This is a genomic window from Fodinibius salinus, assembly GCF_008124865.1.
Taxonomy (GTDB): domain Bacteria; phylum Bacteroidota; class Rhodothermia; order Balneolales; family Balneolaceae; genus Fodinibius; species Fodinibius salinus.
This window is the reverse complement of sequence record NZ_VNHY01000004.1, coordinates 210,032-226,375: the sequence shown is the minus strand read 5'-3', so window position 1 is coordinate 226,375 and position 16,344 is coordinate 210,032. Positions and strand designations below refer to the sequence as shown.

The following is a 16,344-nucleotide window of genomic DNA, read 5'->3' as shown; positions in this document are numbered from 1 at the left end:
TCCCTTTGTTTGTATTTACTTGTATTGATAAGCAGGTGCTTATCCGCTAGTTTTAGGCATGACAAAATTCTGTAGGTAATAATATTTTTTAACGGTACCGAAGTCTTACAGGTGTTGGTAATGAGATTATTGTGATGTCTATCGCAACTGCAATTTTAGGAGTTTGGGTTTTCAAGTTAGGCTCCCGCATTAACTACAGCAGTTGAGTATAGTTTATAAAATAGGAATTTCAATGATTGAGCAACTTGATTTAAAAAAGGAACAATTATGTATTTTAAACAGATTTTTGACAAGAAACTTGCACAGTATGCATACCTCATTGGATGTCAGGCCACTGGCGAAGCCATCGTGATTGATCCCATGCGCGATGTGGATCAATACTATGAGCTGGCTGAGGAGGAAGACCTGGAAATTACAGCGGCAGCTGACACACATATTCATGCCGATTATGTATCGGGATTGCGGGAGTTAGCTGATCGGGGCGTTAATGTTTATGCCTCCGACGAAGGCGGTGCCGACTGGAAATACGAATGGCTGATTGGCAGTGATTATGACTATGAGCTCATAAACGAAGGTGACGTATTTAGTATTGGGAATATAAAGTTTGATGTCATTCATACTCCCGGACATACGCCGGAATCTATCAGCTTTTTAGTTACAGATGGTGCAGCTACCAATGAGCCGATGGGTATTTTGACTGGAGACTTTGTTTTTGTCGGCGATGTCGGCCGTCCTGACTTGTTGGAAACAGCTGCCGGACAAGAGGGGGCCATGAAACCAGCGGCAAAAGAGCTTTATAAATCAGTAAAGGAGTTCGAAGATTTGCCAGGCTATCTACAGGTATGGCCGGCCCATGGATCCGGAAGTGCATGTGGCAAAGCACTCGGTGCTGTTCCTGAATCAACTGTCGGTTATGAGCTTCGATTTAGCCCGGCTTTTAACGCGGCTACAAGCGAAACCGAATTTGTAGACTTTATTTTGGATGGACAGCCAGAACCGCCGCTTTACTTTGGGCGTATGAAGAATGTAAACAGGGAAGGGCCCGCTGTATTGGGTACGCTTCCTAAGCCAAAAAAGATGAGTATCACTAATCTAACTCAAAGTGATGGACTTATTATTGATACTCGTGAAGCGGAACACTTTATGAATGGACATTTGGATGGTTCACTGCTGGCACCTATTGGTGGAAGTTTTAATACCATCGCTGGTTCGTACGCTGATGCAGATGAGGATATTTATCTCATTATTGATGATCAGAATCTTGAGGAAGCAGTTCGTGATTTAGTGCGGGTAGGCCTCGATAATATCAAAGGTTATGCTACGCCACAAATGTTGATGAACTGGGATCAGGATCTGACGTCGGTAGAAGCTATTGATTTTGATACCATGGAACAGCTCCGAACAGATGACAAGATACAAGTACTGGATGTACGAAAAGCTACGGAAAATGCTGAAGGCAGCGTACCGAATGCTATCAATATAGCACATACGCGTTTGGCGGATGAGTTGAGTCAGTTGCCCAAAGACAAAGAGCTGCTGGTACATTGCAGGACCGGAAGGCGTGCATCCTATGCCAGCGGACTGTTGGCCAGGGAGGGTTTCCGGGTTAAATGGGTCGATGATGATTTCGAAGACTGGGAGCAAAAATACGGCCAGTTAAAATCCAGAGAGGTTGGTCAATAACATATAGGTACAGGAGACATATTTTTGGTCAACGAGACTTAACTTCAGAATAAGTTAACTTATGATTTTATCTTGGATCGGAGCACTGTTGGTAGGAATTTCTCTGGGCCTGTTAGGTTCTGGTGGATCAATACTGACGGTACCCGTGCTTATATATTTAGCTGGTGAACAGGAAAAAGTAGCGATTGCCGAATCATTGGGTATCGTAGGGACAATAAGCCTGGCCGGTTTTGTTCCATATGCGCTAAAACAGCAGGTTCATTGGCGCAGCGTTATTTTGTTTGGGATCCCGGGTATGATCGGTACTTATGGCGGTGCGATGATTGCAGGATATGTGTCGGGTACTTTTCAACTGCTTTTATTTGCAGCAGTGATGGTTGTTGCTGCTGTCATGATGTTTCGTGATAACAAAAAGCGCGTGGAAGTAGATGGTGAGGTCGAAATTGTCCATGCCTGGTGGAAGATTGTACTTGAAGGACTGGCCGTGGGTGTGCTCACTGGTCTGGTAGGTGTTGGTGGGGGATTTCTTATTGTCCCTGCACTGGTATTACTCGGTGGGTTGCCGATGAGTCTGGCGGTAGGAACGAGCTTGCTTATAATCGCCCTAAAAAGCTTTAGCGGCTTTTTTAAGTATATGGATGTGCTGGCTAACCTAGAGTTGTCAATGAATTGGGAGCTTATACTGGTCTTCAGCCTTATTGGCGCGGTCGGGAGTTTGGTCGGCAAGAAAGTTAGTGGAAAAGTATCGAATGAAAATCTAAAGAAGGGATTTGCTGTATTCCTTATTCTGATGGGTGGTTATATCATCTATATGAATATTTGAATAATGGATTATTAAATCCTGAATAATTAACGGTCATTTTATTATGAGCACATCACTGATCATAGTCATTTTAGTTGTTGTTGCAGCTGTATTTTTTTATTTCAAGAAGATAAAGAACAGTATGATACCTCCACAAAAATTTAAAGAGTTACTAAACGAAGAGTCGGGTGTTATTATTGATGTTCGTACTCCGGCTGAATATAGTAACGGTCATCTTAAAAAGGCTGATCATAATTTTGATGTTTCATCCTCTGATTTTAATGATGGAATCAGCAATCTTGAGAAGGAGGAGAGCTATTTCTTGTACTGTAGATCAGGTGCCCGAAGTGGACGCGCAATGCAGATAATGAAACGAAATGGATTCGAAAATGTGTATAATGTAGGGGGTATGCAGGACTTAGTAGCTGCAGGCTTTAAGAAACAATAGATAAATTTTGAATAAAAATATTTCAGTAATCCAATATCCTGTGAGATTATGATGAGACGAATATTATCAATCGGATTAGTTGTGGCCATTGGTTTTTTTACCCTTTTGTCGTGTGGTGGTAAAGAGACGGAAAAGGAACTAGATCCCAGTGAGTTTCGCCAAAAACTTGATGAGCAAGGGGGTGTGGTTATAGATGTACGTACCCAAGAAGAATATAACGCCGGTCATATTGCGAAGGTTGATTACCAATATGATTATTTGAGCGGGGAGTTTGAGGCTCATCTTGATTCACTTGACAAAGAGAAAACCTACTACCTGTACTGCCGGTCGGGTAATCGCAGCGGCCAGTCACTTGAGCTGATGAAGAAGTATGGATTTAAGGATGTGTATAATGTAGGCGGTTACCAGCAGCTAGTTGATGCCGGTTTTGACAAAAAAAAGTAACCTACTTTCACCAAATGTTACCACCGTATGCAGGCACTTATTAACCTAATGGAGCAATCCCAGGTACTGGCTGCAGTCATCGGGCTTGTGATTTTGATGATGCTGGAGCAGGCTCATCCGTTTTTTGATTTTTTCAAGGGATCCATCAAAGAAAAAGGCAAACACCTGTTGGCCAATATGGCGCTGGGACTAACCAATGCGCTGATCATCTCGGTGTTTTTTGTAGGAACTTGGCTTTGGGCCTCGAACTGGGCTTACGAACATCAGTTTGGATTGTTGAACTGGTTACAGTTGTCGGGCTTACCTGCCTGGGGCCATACTGTTGGAGCAATACTTTTAATGGATCTGTGGATGTACCTGTGGCATGTTATTAATCATAAAGTCCCATTTCTGTGGCGTTTTCACCGCGTGCATCATGCCGATGCCAAAATGGATGTTACAACTGCCAGTCGGTTTCATACCGGTGAAATTATTTTGTCATCAGCTCTTCGCATTGGTATCATTTTGTTAATTGGGTTGCAGCTCTGGGAGCTGCTACTGTATGAGACGCTGATGTTTGCTGTAGTGCAGTTTCACCATGCCGATCTTGCCTTGCCCGAAAAGGTAGATCAGGCCTTACGGGCAGTAATTGTAACCCCTGCCATGCATAAAGTGCATCATTCCCGCTGGCAGCCTGAGACAGACTCTAATTATAGCTCCCTGTTTTCATTTTGGGATCGTATTGGTAAAACATTTAGATTACACAATCCCCTTAAAACATTGCGGATTGGGCTTGATGAGTTTGACTCTGAACAGGACCGAAAAGTAAAAGGACTGTTTACGATGCCGTTTCGCAAAGCAGATGATCAAAATTCATCGAAATAGATGGTATATTGTGTTTCATAATTGTTGAACTTTAATAGTTGCTTTGATGGCTCTAAAAATTCCACCTGCTCTTGTTTTCGTCATTATTGCGGGTTTGATGCATTTGGTGTCGTTATTTTTGCCATTTGGAAGTTTAACGTTATCCGGTGCTTACTGGGTAGCAGGTCTACTGATGGTTGCAGGCGGCGTGTTGGGAGTAGCGGGATTACTTCAGTTTTATCGTAATGGCACATCAGTTGATCCTCATAAACCGGCTGAAGCCAGCACATTAGTGACAGATGGTATTTACCAGTATACGCGAAACCCCATGTATTTAGCACTGTTTTTTCTGTTGATAGCTTACGCCTCAATTTTACAGAATGTGTTGAACTTATTCATATTACCGTTGTTTATCTGGTATATGAATAAGTATCAGATTATTCCCGAAGAAGAAATTATGGAAGAAAAATTCAGTTCTAAGTATCTCAAGTATAAATCTGAAGTTCATCGCTGGTTATAATATGAGGTGCAGTTCATGTGAAACTGAACAGTACCTAAAGGTTACTATTTTTGCGCTAGCTCTTCTATCCACTGCATAAAAACCGGGGCGCTGTAATCGGCAATACCTTCTTTTTTATAGATAACTTTCCCTTCTTTTGAAATTACGTATGTTGTAGGCAGATATTGGCTCTGAAATTTAGTGGGCAGTTCAGAGCTGGGAAAGTAATATGGCATATCGAACTTTTTACTTTTCATAAATTGTACAGCTTTCTGCGGTTCCTGATCCATTGAAAGCAAGACAAATCGGATATGTTCATTGTCACTTACTTTGTTATAGAGGGACTCAATAGTAGGCATTTCTGCTACACAGGGTGGACACCACGAAGCCCATACATTCAGAAAAATGACATTTCCTTTAAATTCGCTTAGGGTAGTTCTGCTTCCATTGGTTTGCAGCAGTTCAAACTGATAGTCTTGTGAGGTTAATACCGGTCCATCTGTGGTCGTAACCTGGGAGGTGTCGGCATCAAATAGGCCGGTCCAGAGCATGCCGCGTTGTAATGTGCCTAAGACTTCAGTATGCCATCCGGTAAAATAGAGTAGAGCAATAACAGCGCCAATGACAGACCATTTAATAAGGCTTCGTTTCCAATCTGATGTTTTATTTTTTTCTGTAGAAGTCATAGTTCAATTGTAAGAATTCTAGAATTACCTATTGGCTAATTTAGTAAGTATGGGTTTTAGCTTTTCTTTTGTGAGCATGCCGGGGGCTACATATTCCACTCGTCCCTTTTTGTTGATGATCAACGTTGTTGGGATGGCACGAATGGGACCATACTTGCGCGATACATTGCCGTCGTCAACCATAATAGGATAATTTATGTTCATATCATTGGCATAGGGACGCACCTTTTCCCAACCTTCCTCGTCAAGTGAAATGCCGGCAAATAATACTCCTTCATCTTTCAGTTCTTTATATAGTTCCATAAAATCGGGGATTTCTTTGCGGCAGGGACCACACCAGGTTGCCCAGAAATTAAGGACCACTACCTTCCCTTTATGATCAGAAAGAGTAAATGAATCCCCGCTCATGGTTTTTAGGGTGAAATCGGGTGCTTTTTTAAACTGTTTTCGGGATGAGTCCTGAGTGTTTGTAGCTTGTCCTTCAGCTGTTTGAGTGTTACCCGAGACTCGTTCGTTTGAGGTACCGCATGCTATTATTAGCAAGACCATCGGGATGATAGAAAATATGTGTGTTGAAAATCGAAAAGGATTCATAGTGAATAATGAAATGGTTAGTTGGAAATTTCTTTTGTATTGAAGACAGGTATTTTTGCTTGTTCTTGCTTGGATAAATCCGGAATGGGGACCTCGCAGGCTGTTCGTCCGCTAATGGTTGCGGGATCAATCATTTTTCCGGAATTAAGGATCGCAGCGTTTTCCTGTTGTTTGCTAAAAAGATCATAAGCAGCAATGCCAAGCAGAATACCTACTATAATTAATGGAATAAGCTCTTTGCGTTGATTTAACAAATGCATCTGCTATTAAATTAAAATGTTATAGTTTTGAATTTCTTATGCTGCAATACGAAAGCTGAATTAATTACTTCATTTCGATTTCGTTGATTTGGTGATTGATCAAATAATGCAAACCTATGAAAAGGTATTGCGATACTACTGCTAATTTTTAAGTAAGATTAAACCAACTGGATCGAAGACCGGACCGATTAGGTATAAATCAACCGAGCCGAGGCGGATCGGGTTCTTGAAATACAAATGTTTGAGAGGAGAGTGAGGAGTTATAGAAGCCGGTGCTTATTTGATAATTTCCCGGGTTGAAAGAAAAGTTGCTTTCTGCCGGAAGAATATGCAGCGATGAGTTACAGCTTGTGATTGTTTTGGGCGGTGTGTTATTGGTATGTGATTCAGACGCGTGTTCAAAAAGGGGATCAACTTCTCTTGGAGGATTGGAAATACTTCCGTTGGTGCGTTGTTGACAAAGCGTTTTTGAACTGGATTGTGAACTGCCAATATTATCAAGCTTAGCCACATTCTGTTGAGATATAGCACTGCCTACCACAAAAAGAAGGGTGAGTAAGAGTATATATTTTATGGGGTCAGCCATTTAATAGTGGTTGGTTGCAGTTTTGGCAAAACACCTTTTGAAGGTATTAAAAATGCTATTTTTTATCTATCGCTGATTAATGTAACGACAACTGAACTAAAATCATTTTACAGAAAGATAATTCGATAATTCACCTAAAAGAAGTTACTTTTCTCACAGCATCAACTTTTTATAAAACAGCTAAACAATGCGATATATCAATAAAAGTATTTTAATTTTATTAACGTTTTGTCTTGTCATCCAGTTTGGATGTGGGCAAAAGAATAAGCAAACTCATTCGGCGGCGGATCAACCCAAGCTGGTAGTCAGTATTGTGGTTGATCAGATGCGATACGATTATTTACCGCTTTACTGGGATAAGTTTGAAGAGGACGGTTTTAAGCGACTGATTCAGCAGGGATTTAGTTTCGAAAATAATCATTTCAATTATTTTCCTACCTATACCGGGCCAGGGCATGCCGCTGTTTATACCGGTACCACGCCCTCAGCAAATGGTATCGTCGGAAATGCTTGGTATGATCGGTCAATCAATGACAATATGTATGTGGTTGCAGACTCGACGGTAAATCCAGTAGGGACGGATGAGGATATGGGAAAAATGTCGCCTGCTAATTTACTGAGTACTACTGTTACCGATGAGCTAAAGAATGTTAGTCCCGAGAGCAAAGTGATTGGAGTTTCAATCAAGGATCGCGGAGCCGTACTGCCGGCGGGACATTTAGCCGATGGTGCCTATTGGTATGAGGATGCCACCGGACATTTTGTAAGCAGCTCGTGGTATGGGGATAAACTACCGCAGTGGCTGCAAGAGTTTAATGATAATGGTATGGCTAAAAAATTATCCCGCCAAAGTTGGGAAACGTTATTGCCTATCGAAGAATATACCGAGAGCAATGCCGACGATACGCCCTACGAAGGTACGTTTGATGGGGAGGATGAGCCAGTCTTTCCACATGCTATGGATAGTTCTACAGCGCGAATTCAAACTTCCCCTTTTGGGAATAAACTTACTGCAGAGTTGGCCCAAAAAGCAATAAAAGGAGCCTCATTGGGAAGTGATAACACTACGGATTTTTTGACTGTTAGTTTTTCTTCCACTGATTATGTAGGACATCAGTTTGGACCACATTCCATCGAACTGCAGGACACCTATTTGCGATTGGATAACCAATTGGCTGATCTGCTTAACTATTTGGATCAGCAGGTCGGGAAAGGAAATTATCTGGTAATGCTGACCTCTGACCATGGTGTAGTGGATGTACCTGCGGAGCTGAAGGACAAGAACCTGCCCGGCGGATATTTTGACAGCGACCAAGTATTACAGGAACTGTCGGTTTATCTTGCGGATGAATATGGCAGTGGCGATTGGATTGAAAGCTATATAAATCAGCAGGTGTATTTGGATCGTAACCTCATTGCTGAAAGGGGCATTTCACTGAAAGAAATACAGCGTAATGCTGCTAATTTTTTATTGCAGTTTGAGGGTGTACGTGCTACGAATACTGCATATAACTATCAACAAAAATCTTATGCTGAAGGCCAGCAGGCTATGCATCAGCGCGGGTTTATGTATGATCGTTCGGGTGATGTTTCTATTCAGTTAAAGTCCGGCTGGTTGGACTCAGATTACCCCACTGGTACTTCCCATAGCTCAACTTATAGTTATGATACTCATGTGCCGCTTATTTTTTACGGATGGAACGTGCCACAGGGGCGTACGGATCGTCGCACGGTGATTCCACAGATTGCTCCAACGATTTCAAATATGCTCAACATTTCCATGCCGAGCGGTTCACCGGCAAATGTGCTTCAGTTTGAGGAATAAACCCCAGCCTAATTTGAATTACTGGCGACCTGAATCCATCAGTGATATTACGTCAGTTTAAGACGATTTATATAACTTTTTTACTCAGCGATTACGTATGGTATCCATTTTTAAAAAGTTATCTCACATAAGATCTTTGGCATCAGTTGTAATTATAACCATTCTTGCAGGTTGTACTGCTTCAAAGCCACTGAATGATTCTACTGTAAGTGCCACCTTATGGGTACAGAATTCTGCTGAGTATGAAGCATTGACGACAATGGCATATCAGTCGGCTGAAGCACAATTGGATACCGCTTTACATACCGACTCGTGGACTGCCTCACTAGAACAGCAGGGAAACGATTATGGGAGCTTGCCACCGGCAGTTGTTTTAGATGTGGATGAAACAGTCCTTGATAATTCTGCTTTCCAGGCTAGACTAATCAAAAAGAGCGAAAGTTACTCTTCAAAGAAGTGGAATAACTGGGTACGTGAGCAAAAGGCGGATCCTGTACCCGGTGCTCTTTCTTTTACACAAGCAGCAGAGGCTAAAGGAATTACAGTAATTTATCTAACCAATCGAGATGTTTCTGTTGAAGAGGCAACGTATCAGAACTTAAAGAAAGTCGGCTTTCCACTTAAAAAGGATGTTGATGTGTTGCTTACCAATAATGAACGTCCCGGTTGGAGCTCAGATAAGACAAACCGCCGTAAATATGTGGCAGAAAACTATCGGATTCTTATGCTTCTGGGTGACAATCTAAATGACTTTTTACCTGCTAAGGATAGAAGTGGAAGTGAAAGGAAGAAGTTTGTTAGCGAGCATAAGAATCGGCTTGGTACACAATGGTTTGTGTTTCCCAATCCGGTATATGGATCGTGGGAAGATGCATTATACAACTTTGATTCCTCACTCTCCCCAGAGCAAATAGAGGCCCAAAAGCTGGAAAAACTCGATACGAAAAATTAATTGTATAAGAGTCTGCACAATTACCTTGTGCAGATTTTTTAGAGATAAGGGTTTGATTTAACTTCTTGCCTTAGGTTTTAAGCTGATAACCTATTATGCTTTTATCAGACTAAAGCCCAGCCAAACGAAAAATAAACCTAGAATGAGGCTGGTGCCGGCATACAGAAAGGCGTAGCCGGTATGTTCATTTTGTAGCAGCGAAAAAAATTCATAAGAAAAAGATGAGAACGTGGTAAAGCCTCCGCAAAACCCGGTGGCTAGCAGCAGGCGTGTTTGTTGACTCATATCTTCATTTAGCGAAGCTGCAATAATAATCCCAATAAGAAAAGAGCCCGCCAGATTAACGGCAAAGGTGCCGAAAGGGAAATGGGATGACCAGTTAATGTTCACATAGTAGGAGACCAGGTAGCGGAGCACGCTACCAAAAAATCCCCCAACGCCCACATAAAGGATTGATTGAAGCATATATAATTTATCTTAATTCCGTTGGATTTGTACAGGCATGGTCACTTTTTTCGTACCCAGGCGGGCAAAGTTGAGTGTTACCGAGAGGGAGTCGCCGACAGTAAGTTCTCTGGTTATGTTCTTGAGCATAAGGTGATAGCCACCGGGTTCGAGACGTAGCTTTTCTCCCGATGGTATGGCTTGGTTTCCGGCCGGTTTCATAGAGATAGTGCCATCTTCGTGTTTGAGGGATTGGTGAAGTTCGACAACTTCAGAAATTGTACTGTTTGCACTTATAAGAGTATCCTTGGTAGCGGTGCCATTCGTAATAGTGAGGTAAGCCGTTGCTGTTTGTCCTTTTTCTGCCGGTCGGGCCCAGCTATTAGAAAGCTCTAGTTTTCCTAATATAACTTCATCAGTACTTTTTTCTTTTTTTGATTCTGAACCGCATCCCGAAAGTATCATGCAGCCCAATAGGATTATGAAAGTAAAGATAATGGATGATTTCATGGCGTTCGTAATGTTTGTATGTCTTCTATTACATGTTCAGGTGGAACAACGTTGGCCGGATATTCTGTGCGAATTTGTCCGTTTTTGTCCATCAAGTAGATGGTGTTCGAGTGCCGTATGTAATAGTTCTCGGTATTTTGAGCACTCGAATCCGGTTCTGTTTTGACTGCAACAATCTCCAGCTTCTCCAATAGGTTATTGACTGTTGTGGTATCGCCCGTCAGCATCGAGAACTGGTTATTTAATTGATACATATTTTTGTAATCCTTAAGTACTGATGGCGTATCGCGTTGAGGATCAAAAGTTATTTCAATGAATTGTACATCGGTAGTGTCAGCCAGCTTTTTCTGGATGTTGGTCATATTGGCTGTAATAACCGGGCATACATCGGGACAGTGGGTATAAATAAAGGTGATAACCGAAATCTTATCCTCAAAGTCACCGGGGAAGTTAACAAGCGTACTGTCGGTATTAAGAAGCTGATATGATTCATCACTGATATCGTACAGCGGCTCTGGCCTGCTGTTACACGAGGCCAGGATAACCGCTGCAGAAAAAACAATTAATAATGTAATCGCGGTATGTTTCATAAAATGAATTAGCTAATTGCCAGGGTTAAAATTTGTATGTGACATCCAGGTGAAAAACGCGACCCGGTTCCGGAATAGGTTGTTTAGTAAAAGGGTTTTTTGCATTCAGATGATTGACATATTGGGTGTTTGTCAGATTTTCCACCCCCGCTTGCAACGATAGTCGATTCCAAACCGTTAAGCCGGTTTTTATTTCAGCTGTTAGGTACCCATTGGTTGAAGTTTCTCCGCGTGTGGTGGCTATACGGTCTTGCTCAGCCATCCAGTGAAGAGTTCCCTCCAAGAACCAGGGGCGATTGGTTGATTCATAGCGCAGCCCGCCATCTATACCAAAGGGGGAGACGCCTAACGCAGGTTCGTTTAATGAAACATCTTTCCCCCAAAGATAATGGACAGATCCGTTAAGTGACAGTTCGTTGATAATTCGGTAGGTGGTTGAAAGGTCCATCCCCCAGAAACGCGCTTTGCCATTAATATATTGAAATACGGTATCAGGGCTTAAGGGTAGACGTTTTGGCAAGTTGGTAGCCTCAAAGGTTATGTAATCATCAAGTTGACGACCAAATATATTAAGGGATAGGTTCCAAGATTGGTAGCTAGCGTCAATCCAGAGGTCGGCTTGGGTGCTTCGCTCGGGATCAAGGCTGGGATTGCCCACAAATTCGGCACTCGTTTGGGCTTTGCTTGCGGGAATGCGATCAGAATAGCGTTCGGTAGCGTCAGCAGTACGTACTACCGAGCCAAGGCCTGCACCTACAGTCCAGTGTTTGTTGGTGATATAGTTGAGGGTAAAAGAACCACTTAAGTTGGTTTCTGATTGTTCTAGATCTGCGGATACATTATTGGCAAAAAAATTGCTTGTAGGTCCGGCATCAGTATAAACCAGATCCAGCCGAACTGTTGATGTGGCATTTAGTTGATCGGTAAAGGAATGTTTTACTTTTGTAAAAAGGCCCAGGTCGGTGATCGTGGCATCGGGCCACATCTGGTCAACAAGGGGAAACATGGCCGGCTTCATACCTTTATTACGCCGGTCAATAGTGCGTACGGCATCCCGATTGGCACTGTAAATGTCTGTGCCTATCTCAAGATTCCATGAAGAGGCAGGGGTAAGTTCTGCAGTGATGTTACCACCACTTACATGGGCACGGGCATCAACTGTGACGTCCAATGGGAAAGGGGGCATGCGATTTTGGTCTGCTTGTGCGGTGGGTTTCCCATCATTATCCATACCATGGTCCACATTGTTGATATAGGCTTGAGCCTTTAGTGAGCTTAGAATACCGCTTTCTGGAGTCCACTCCCAGTTGGCGGAATAGTTGTAGGTATCAAAAAAGTCGGCATTAAGCAGCCGGCCGGGATAATCAAGGTTTTCTTGGTTCTGATATCCTATAGAAATATCTACGTATGAATTGGAGGTAAGAGCATATCCCAGTTTAGCCCGTAATTCACGGGATAAAAAGTCTCCGGGAATGCTGGTGCCATCACCTGATGTAAAATCGTTGCCTTCGCGCCAGGCACCGTGTACCCAATAGCCGAACTTTCCTGTGCTGCCCCGTACTGATACGGCTTCTTCAATAGCGCCCAAGTTTGAGTTGTAGCCGCTGGAAATGGTTCCCCCAAAAACTTGGGTCAGGGTGTTAAGAGGTTGCGTTTCAACGTGAACAGCGCTCATATTTCCGGCACCCCAGGTTAGCGCGTAGGGCCCTTTGACAACCTCGATTTTTTTAATAGCTGTTGGATCGAGATGGCTTAATGGGGAATCCATACGAGCAGGTCCGCCCGGGAAAATACGGGTACCATCAAGGTAGGTGCCAACTTCTGTTTCTCGTAAACCCCGGATCACAGGATCTAGACCTACGGGTCCTCTCCGTACGGCATCAACACCGGCTATGTTTCGTAGGAGTTCTCCTGAATCTCTTGGATTCGCTTCTTTGACTTCATTTTCTTCCATATTGGCTTCGGCAATTTGATCGGGACGCAGGGCTGTAACCTCAATACCATTTAATAACATAGAACGCGGAGTTAGCTCTACATTCACTTCAGCTGTTTCGCCGGGAGAAAGCTGAACCGATTTGACTATTTTCTTAAAGCTGATAAAAGAGAAGATCAGCGTATGCGTTCCGGGATCGATTTCGGAGAGGGTAAATACGCCCTGCCCATTACTGGAGGTTCCTTGATTGGTATTTTTAACAATAACATTGACGCCGGGAAGAGGATTATTATTCTTTGCATTAATAACTTGCCCTTTAATTGTACCTGTTTGTTGGGCAATTGCTGTGCTTAGGCTGCAGAAAAAAAGTATAGCTATAGTAGTAATTAAATGTCTAATAATATTCATAGTTCTGGTATGACTTTACGAAAAATGATTTACGGTTATAGATCTGCCACAATTGGTCAATTGTACCTTATAATTGACAGATTTTTGGAATGATCGTACTAACCGATTTGGGGAGGAGGGGAGGAAGGCTCCGAAAACCAGAGACAATAATTTTTGATATCTTGAATATAGACAGGTTGCATATTCTTGTTGAAGTCTGCAATCAGGGATACGGCATTGGAAAAGAAAAGCGTAATACGAGCTTGCCGTTCTACTCTTTGGTGAGGAGCTGTCTGTGCTTGCTTCTCTTGCCGCTCATGCATTTTCTTTTCGAGTTGACACATCCCGTCACAGTCGATATCCGGGTTGTCCCTGTTTACACAAAGCTCAGAAGTGATATAATCATAATTAGCAATATACCATGTAAGCGGCATGGCAAAACGAACTAACGAACCCAGCACACACAATATCAGCGATATGGTTATTGCTTTTCTGATCATAAAATTATTTAGCTAGTGACAAGGATTTTCACCGTACTTTTCGCAAGGCTTAAATTCAAATTCAAGTGTTGAATGGTGGATGTTAAAATCAGTGCCAAGCAGGGTCTTAAGTTTAGACTTTATAGATTCCATCTTATCCATGTCATTCTCATCAATTACAACATGACTTTCAAGCAGAATGTTCTGTTCATCGAGCCGCCACACGTGCAGGTGATGAATATCGTGGACCCCGGTTACGTCTGTCATAGCTTTTTTTACATCTGGGACTTCAATATTGGCCGGGGTACTGGCCATCAAAATATTGATAGTTTCGCGCAGCATATAGTAACTTTGCCACAAAATGTATCCGGCGATCACCATTGTTAAAATGGTATCTATAATATAGAGCTGATAATAGAGAATGAGAAGGCTGGCCACAATTACACCCACCGATGAAAAGGCATCTGACATAATGTGGATATAGGCACTGCGGATATTGATATTTTCTTCAGAGCTGCGGAAAAGTAGTACGGCCGTAATGACATTTCCCAACAACCCAATTATGGCAACAGTGAACATCACCGTGCCGTTAATAGGCTGAGGATTGTAAAATCGTTCAACACCTTCTTTAACTAAAAAAAGCGCAATAATTACCAGGGTAATTAAGTTGATGAATGCCCCTATAATCTCGGCTCGTTGGTAGCCAAAGGTTTTATCTTTGTTGGCATCTTTCTTGGATATTTTTCGTGCCGCCAGACTAATACCCAGCGAAGTTGTGTCGTTGAGATTGTGCAGCGCATCCGATAGCAGAGATAAGCTACCCGAGATAATACCGCCAATAAATTCGGCCAGGGTAATTACAAAATTTAGGCCGATAGATATCCACAGACGATTTTCAGTTTGTCCTTCGCCGTGATGGTGATGATGTCCGTGATCGTGTGAATGTTGCATGCTGATTCTGTCATTCCTTAAAGGCGATACCAATCTTAAGCACCAAAGATGAAGAGTCCATGAATTTTTGATTATTTAGCCGGCATTTTCTGTTCCTCCTTTTCATTGAGTAGTTGCTGCATAATAATTTGTGCATTTTTGCGTGTTACTATGCGAATGCTATCGCGGTTGGCACGATCGTTGATCTCGTAGGTTACCGCATCGGCGCCGAAAGTATGATAAATCCAGTTTTTAGCAATGGGAGAGCTGGTATCAAAGGGTTCTACCTTAACCGGATAATTGGGGAAAGTCTTTGTAAGTGAGTCGATCCACTGGTACGTAAAATCTTCGGGAAATGTAGAAATATCTCGGTTGATGGGATAAAAAAGGTTTTCGTCCGTAGAGTGGAAGTCGATGCCATAATAAACAGTTCTAAGTGAATCATTGTTAAGCGAAAGCAGGTCGTTGCGGATCGCCCGGGTTTCCGGCTGATTGAAGGCTTGCCAGTCGCGATTCAGGTCAACACCGGCACTGTTGTGGCGCCAATGTCCTTGTTGCACCCCATCGGGGTTGACCAGTGGATAAGTCCATACATCAAAATTCTTTCGAAATTGATTTGCCAGCTTGCTCTGGGATGCTAGCTCGTTAATAAATATTTGAGCAGCCAAGGCGCCGGTTACCTCGGATGGATGCTGACGGCCCATGATAATAAGAACGCCTTTTTTGCTGTCGTTGTTTGTTTCTGAAATACCCATTTTTATAATGGGGCGCCGGTTATGTGAATATCCCACCGTATCGGTTTTGATAAATCTTTTGGCTGCTAAAGAGTCAGTCCACCGGCGGTAATCGTCCCACAAATAAAGTTCCTGGGCTGAAACCCAAAGCGGATCAAGCGTGAGGTCCAGCGAAAGCGTAGCGGTTCCGTTAGTGGTATCTGCAGAGAAATTGCTGGGGTCGATGCGTCTCCATGTTTTACCGTCTTTGCTCAGCTTGGGGATATATCGATGCTCACCGTGATTATAGTGTAGTTGTAATGTCACAGAATCCTTGTCGCTTCCCCAGACTTTGAATGCATACCAGGGACTATTGTTGATTTTTTTATTTTCGGGACTTATTTCTATGCGATACAAAGAGTCACTGACTTTGTAAAAATCGCTCATCCGCGCACCGGCAAACTCGTTGCTTACCCAGACACCTCCACTTTCTACACCGATCGTACGTTTGTATTGGGGATTAATTCCTTTATCAGTAGTTTCGGTAACTCCTTCCGGATCATATGAAAAGCCTGAAAAATTATCCGAGGAGCTACAGCCTGCGATTATAAATAATATAGCAATGAATAAATGAGCGAGTATTTTTGAAAATGGTGACGTCATATCTGTTTTTGTATTCTCGAAGTATATACTTCGACTTATAAAAAAGATCAGTATAAAATATAATATGGAATAA

General features: G+C 42.6%; 19 protein-coding genes. 8 read left to right on the top strand and 11 right to left on the bottom strand.

All coding sequences use genetic code 11. From position 1 onward, the window contains the following. Positions 1 to 267: 267 nt before the first annotated feature. The 6 genes from LX73_RS11775 to LX73_RS11750 all read left to right on the top strand — a co-directional run bounded on the left by LX73_RS11775 (position 268) and on the right by LX73_RS11750 (position 4,740). Positions 268 to 1,683 (top strand): MBL fold metallo-hydrolase, encoded by a 1,416-nt coding sequence (locus LX73_RS11775; RefSeq protein ID WP_148899704.1) that lies wholly within the window; start codon positions 268 to 270, stop codon positions 1,681 to 1,683. A 61-nt stretch (positions 1,684 to 1,744) separates the two neighbouring features. Then, positions 1,745 to 2,506: a sulfite exporter TauE/SafE family protein gene (locus LX73_RS11770; protein WP_148899703.1), complete on the top strand. Its 762-nt coding sequence runs from the start codon at positions 1,745 to 1,747 to the stop codon at positions 2,504 to 2,506. A 43-nt stretch (positions 2,507 to 2,549) separates the two neighbouring features. Further along, positions 2,550 to 2,933 carry a rhodanese-like domain-containing protein gene (locus LX73_RS11765; RefSeq protein ID WP_211359427.1) on the top strand — a complete coding sequence of 128 codons (384 nt, stop codon included), beginning with the start codon at positions 2,550 to 2,552 and terminating at the stop codon, positions 2,931 to 2,933. Between the two features lie 48 nt (positions 2,934 to 2,981). Continuing rightward, a complete protein-coding gene (locus LX73_RS11760; RefSeq protein WP_148899702.1) occupies positions 2,982 to 3,377 on the top strand; it encodes a rhodanese-like domain-containing protein in 396 nt (131 codons plus the stop codon). Between the two features lie 27 nt (positions 3,378 to 3,404). Further along, complete coding sequence (locus LX73_RS11755; protein ID WP_148899701.1) at positions 3,405 to 4,241, top strand: sterol desaturase family protein; 837 nt, start codon at positions 3,405 to 3,407, stop codon at positions 4,239 to 4,241. A gap of 46 nt (positions 4,242 to 4,287) precedes the next feature. Beyond that, positions 4,288 to 4,740 carry a methyltransferase family protein gene (locus LX73_RS11750; RefSeq protein WP_148899700.1) on the top strand — a complete coding sequence of 151 codons (453 nt, stop codon included), beginning with the start codon at positions 4,288 to 4,290 and terminating at the stop codon, positions 4,738 to 4,740. 44 nt (positions 4,741 to 4,784) lie between these two features. Here the strand turns inward: LX73_RS11750 and LX73_RS11745 are convergent, their stop codons facing one another. From LX73_RS11745 to LX73_RS11730, 4 genes are all read right to left on the bottom strand, one after another. Further along, positions 4,785 to 5,405: a TlpA family protein disulfide reductase gene (locus LX73_RS11745; RefSeq protein WP_148899699.1), complete on the bottom strand. Its 621-nt coding sequence runs from the start codon at positions 5,403 to 5,405 to the stop codon at positions 4,785 to 4,787. Positions 5,406 to 5,429: 24 nt separating this feature from the next. Then, positions 5,430 to 5,999 (bottom strand): TlpA disulfide reductase family protein, encoded by a 570-nt coding sequence (locus LX73_RS11740; protein WP_148899698.1) that lies wholly within the window; start codon positions 5,997 to 5,999, stop codon positions 5,430 to 5,432. Positions 6,000 to 6,016: 17 nt separating this feature from the next. Then, positions 6,017 to 6,259 carry a hypothetical protein gene (locus tag LX73_RS11735; protein ID WP_148899697.1) on the bottom strand — a complete coding sequence of 81 codons (243 nt, stop codon included), beginning with the start codon at positions 6,257 to 6,259 and terminating at the stop codon, positions 6,017 to 6,019. A gap of 199 nt (positions 6,260 to 6,458) precedes the next feature. After that, positions 6,459 to 6,845, bottom strand: a complete 387-nt coding sequence (locus LX73_RS11730; RefSeq protein ID WP_148899696.1) for a hypothetical protein — start codon at positions 6,843 to 6,845, stop codon at positions 6,459 to 6,461. Positions 6,846 to 7,032: 187 nt separating this feature from the next. Here LX73_RS11730 and pafA point away from each other — a divergent pair, with 187 nt between their 5' ends. Together pafA and LX73_RS11720 are read left to right on the top strand one after the other, a co-directional pair. Further along, positions 7,033 to 8,670, top strand: coding sequence for an alkaline phosphatase PafA (gene pafA, locus LX73_RS11725; protein ID WP_148899695.1), 1,638 nt, complete (start codon positions 7,033 to 7,035; stop codon positions 8,668 to 8,670). A 136-nt stretch (positions 8,671 to 8,806) separates the two neighbouring features. Next, entirely contained in the window at positions 8,807 to 9,622 is an 816-nt protein-coding gene (locus tag LX73_RS11720; RefSeq protein WP_170245680.1) for a 5'-nucleotidase, lipoprotein e(P4) family, read from the top strand. Between the two features lie 93 nt (positions 9,623 to 9,715). Here the strand turns inward: LX73_RS11720 and crcB are convergent, their stop codons facing one another. The 7 genes from crcB to LX73_RS11685 form a co-directional block, all read right to left on the bottom strand. Next, the gene (gene crcB / locus LX73_RS11715) at positions 9,716 to 10,087 is read right to left on the bottom strand and encodes a fluoride efflux transporter CrcB (RefSeq protein WP_148899693.1); all 372 of its coding nucleotides are present in this window, start codon (positions 10,085 to 10,087) and stop codon (positions 9,716 to 9,718) included. 12 nt (positions 10,088 to 10,099) lie between these two features. Then, positions 10,100 to 10,576 (bottom strand): copper chaperone PCu(A)C, encoded by a 477-nt coding sequence (locus LX73_RS11710; protein ID WP_148899692.1) that lies wholly within the window; start codon positions 10,574 to 10,576, stop codon positions 10,100 to 10,102. Next, positions 10,573 to 11,166, bottom strand: a complete 594-nt coding sequence (locus LX73_RS11705; RefSeq protein ID WP_148899691.1) for an SCO family protein — start codon at positions 11,164 to 11,166, stop codon at positions 10,573 to 10,575. The genes LX73_RS11710 and LX73_RS11705 overlap by 4 nt, the downstream gene beginning before the upstream one ends. Positions 11,167 to 11,191: 25 nt before the next feature. After that, on the bottom strand, positions 11,192 to 13,507 hold the full coding sequence (locus LX73_RS11700) for a TonB-dependent receptor (RefSeq protein ID WP_211359426.1): 2,316 nt from the start codon (positions 13,505 to 13,507) through the stop codon (positions 11,192 to 11,194). Between the two features lie 98 nt (positions 13,508 to 13,605). Further along, on the bottom strand, positions 13,606 to 13,986 hold the full coding sequence (locus LX73_RS11695) for a hypothetical protein (protein ID WP_148899690.1): 381 nt from the start codon (positions 13,984 to 13,986) through the stop codon (positions 13,606 to 13,608). 12 nt (positions 13,987 to 13,998) lie between these two features. Then, on the bottom strand, positions 13,999 to 14,916 hold the full coding sequence (locus LX73_RS11690; RefSeq protein ID WP_148899689.1) for a cation diffusion facilitator family transporter: 918 nt from the start codon (positions 14,914 to 14,916) through the stop codon (positions 13,999 to 14,001). A 71-nt stretch (positions 14,917 to 14,987) separates the two neighbouring features. Continuing rightward, positions 14,988 to 16,271, bottom strand: coding sequence for a M14 family metallopeptidase (locus LX73_RS11685; protein ID WP_170245679.1), 1,284 nt, complete (start codon positions 16,269 to 16,271; stop codon positions 14,988 to 14,990). Between the last annotated feature and the right edge of the window lie 73 nt (positions 16,272 to 16,344).

Bases quoted from the DNA above. Each gene is read 5' to 3' on its own strand.
- LX73_RS11775 (WP_148899704.1), top strand. From the start codon at position 268: ATGTATTTTAAACAGATTTTTGACAAGAAACTTGCACAGTATGCATAC.
- LX73_RS11770 (WP_148899703.1), top strand. From the start codon at position 1,745: ATGATTTTATCTTGGATCGGAGCACTGTTGGTAGGAATTTCTCTGGGC.
- LX73_RS11765 (WP_211359427.1), top strand. From the start codon at position 2,550: ATGAGCACATCACTGATCATAGTCATTTTAGTTGTTGTTGCAGCTGTA.
- LX73_RS11760 (WP_148899702.1), top strand. From the start codon at position 2,982: ATGATGAGACGAATATTATCAATCGGATTAGTTGTGGCCATTGGTTTT.
- LX73_RS11755 (WP_148899701.1), top strand. From the start codon at position 3,405: ATGCAGGCACTTATTAACCTAATGGAGCAATCCCAGGTACTGGCTGCA.
- LX73_RS11750 (WP_148899700.1), top strand. From the start codon at position 4,288: ATGGCTCTAAAAATTCCACCTGCTCTTGTTTTCGTCATTATTGCGGGT.
- LX73_RS11745 (WP_148899699.1), bottom strand. From the start codon at position 5,405: ATGACTTCTACAGAAAAAAATAAAACATCAGATTGGAAACGAAGCCTT.
- LX73_RS11740 (WP_148899698.1), bottom strand. From the start codon at position 5,999: ATGAATCCTTTTCGATTTTCAACACACATATTTTCTATCATCCCGATG.
- LX73_RS11735 (WP_148899697.1), bottom strand. From the start codon at position 6,259: ATGCATTTGTTAAATCAACGCAAAGAGCTTATTCCATTAATTATAGTA.
- LX73_RS11730 (WP_148899696.1), bottom strand. From the start codon at position 6,845: ATGGCTGACCCCATAAAATATATACTCTTACTCACCCTTCTTTTTGTG.
- pafA (WP_148899695.1), top strand. From the start codon at position 7,033: ATGCGATATATCAATAAAAGTATTTTAATTTTATTAACGTTTTGTCTT.
- crcB (WP_148899693.1), bottom strand. From the start codon at position 10,087: ATGCTTCAATCAATCCTTTATGTGGGCGTTGGGGGATTTTTTGGTAGC.
- LX73_RS11710 (WP_148899692.1), bottom strand. From the start codon at position 10,576: ATGAAATCATCCATTATCTTTACTTTCATAATCCTATTGGGCTGCATG.
- LX73_RS11705 (WP_148899691.1), bottom strand. From the start codon at position 11,166: ATGAAACATACCGCGATTACATTATTAATTGTTTTTTCTGCAGCGGTT.
- LX73_RS11700 (WP_211359426.1), bottom strand. From the start codon at position 13,507: ATGAATATTATTAGACATTTAATTACTACTATAGCTATACTTTTTTTC.
- LX73_RS11695 (WP_148899690.1), bottom strand. From the start codon at position 13,986: ATGATCAGAAAAGCAATAACCATATCGCTGATATTGTGTGTGCTGGGT.
- LX73_RS11690 (WP_148899689.1), bottom strand. From the start codon at position 14,916: ATGCAACATTCACACGATCACGGACATCATCACCATCACGGCGAAGGA.
- LX73_RS11685 (WP_170245679.1), bottom strand. From the start codon at position 16,271: ATGACGTCACCATTTTCAAAAATACTCGCTCATTTATTCATTGCTATA.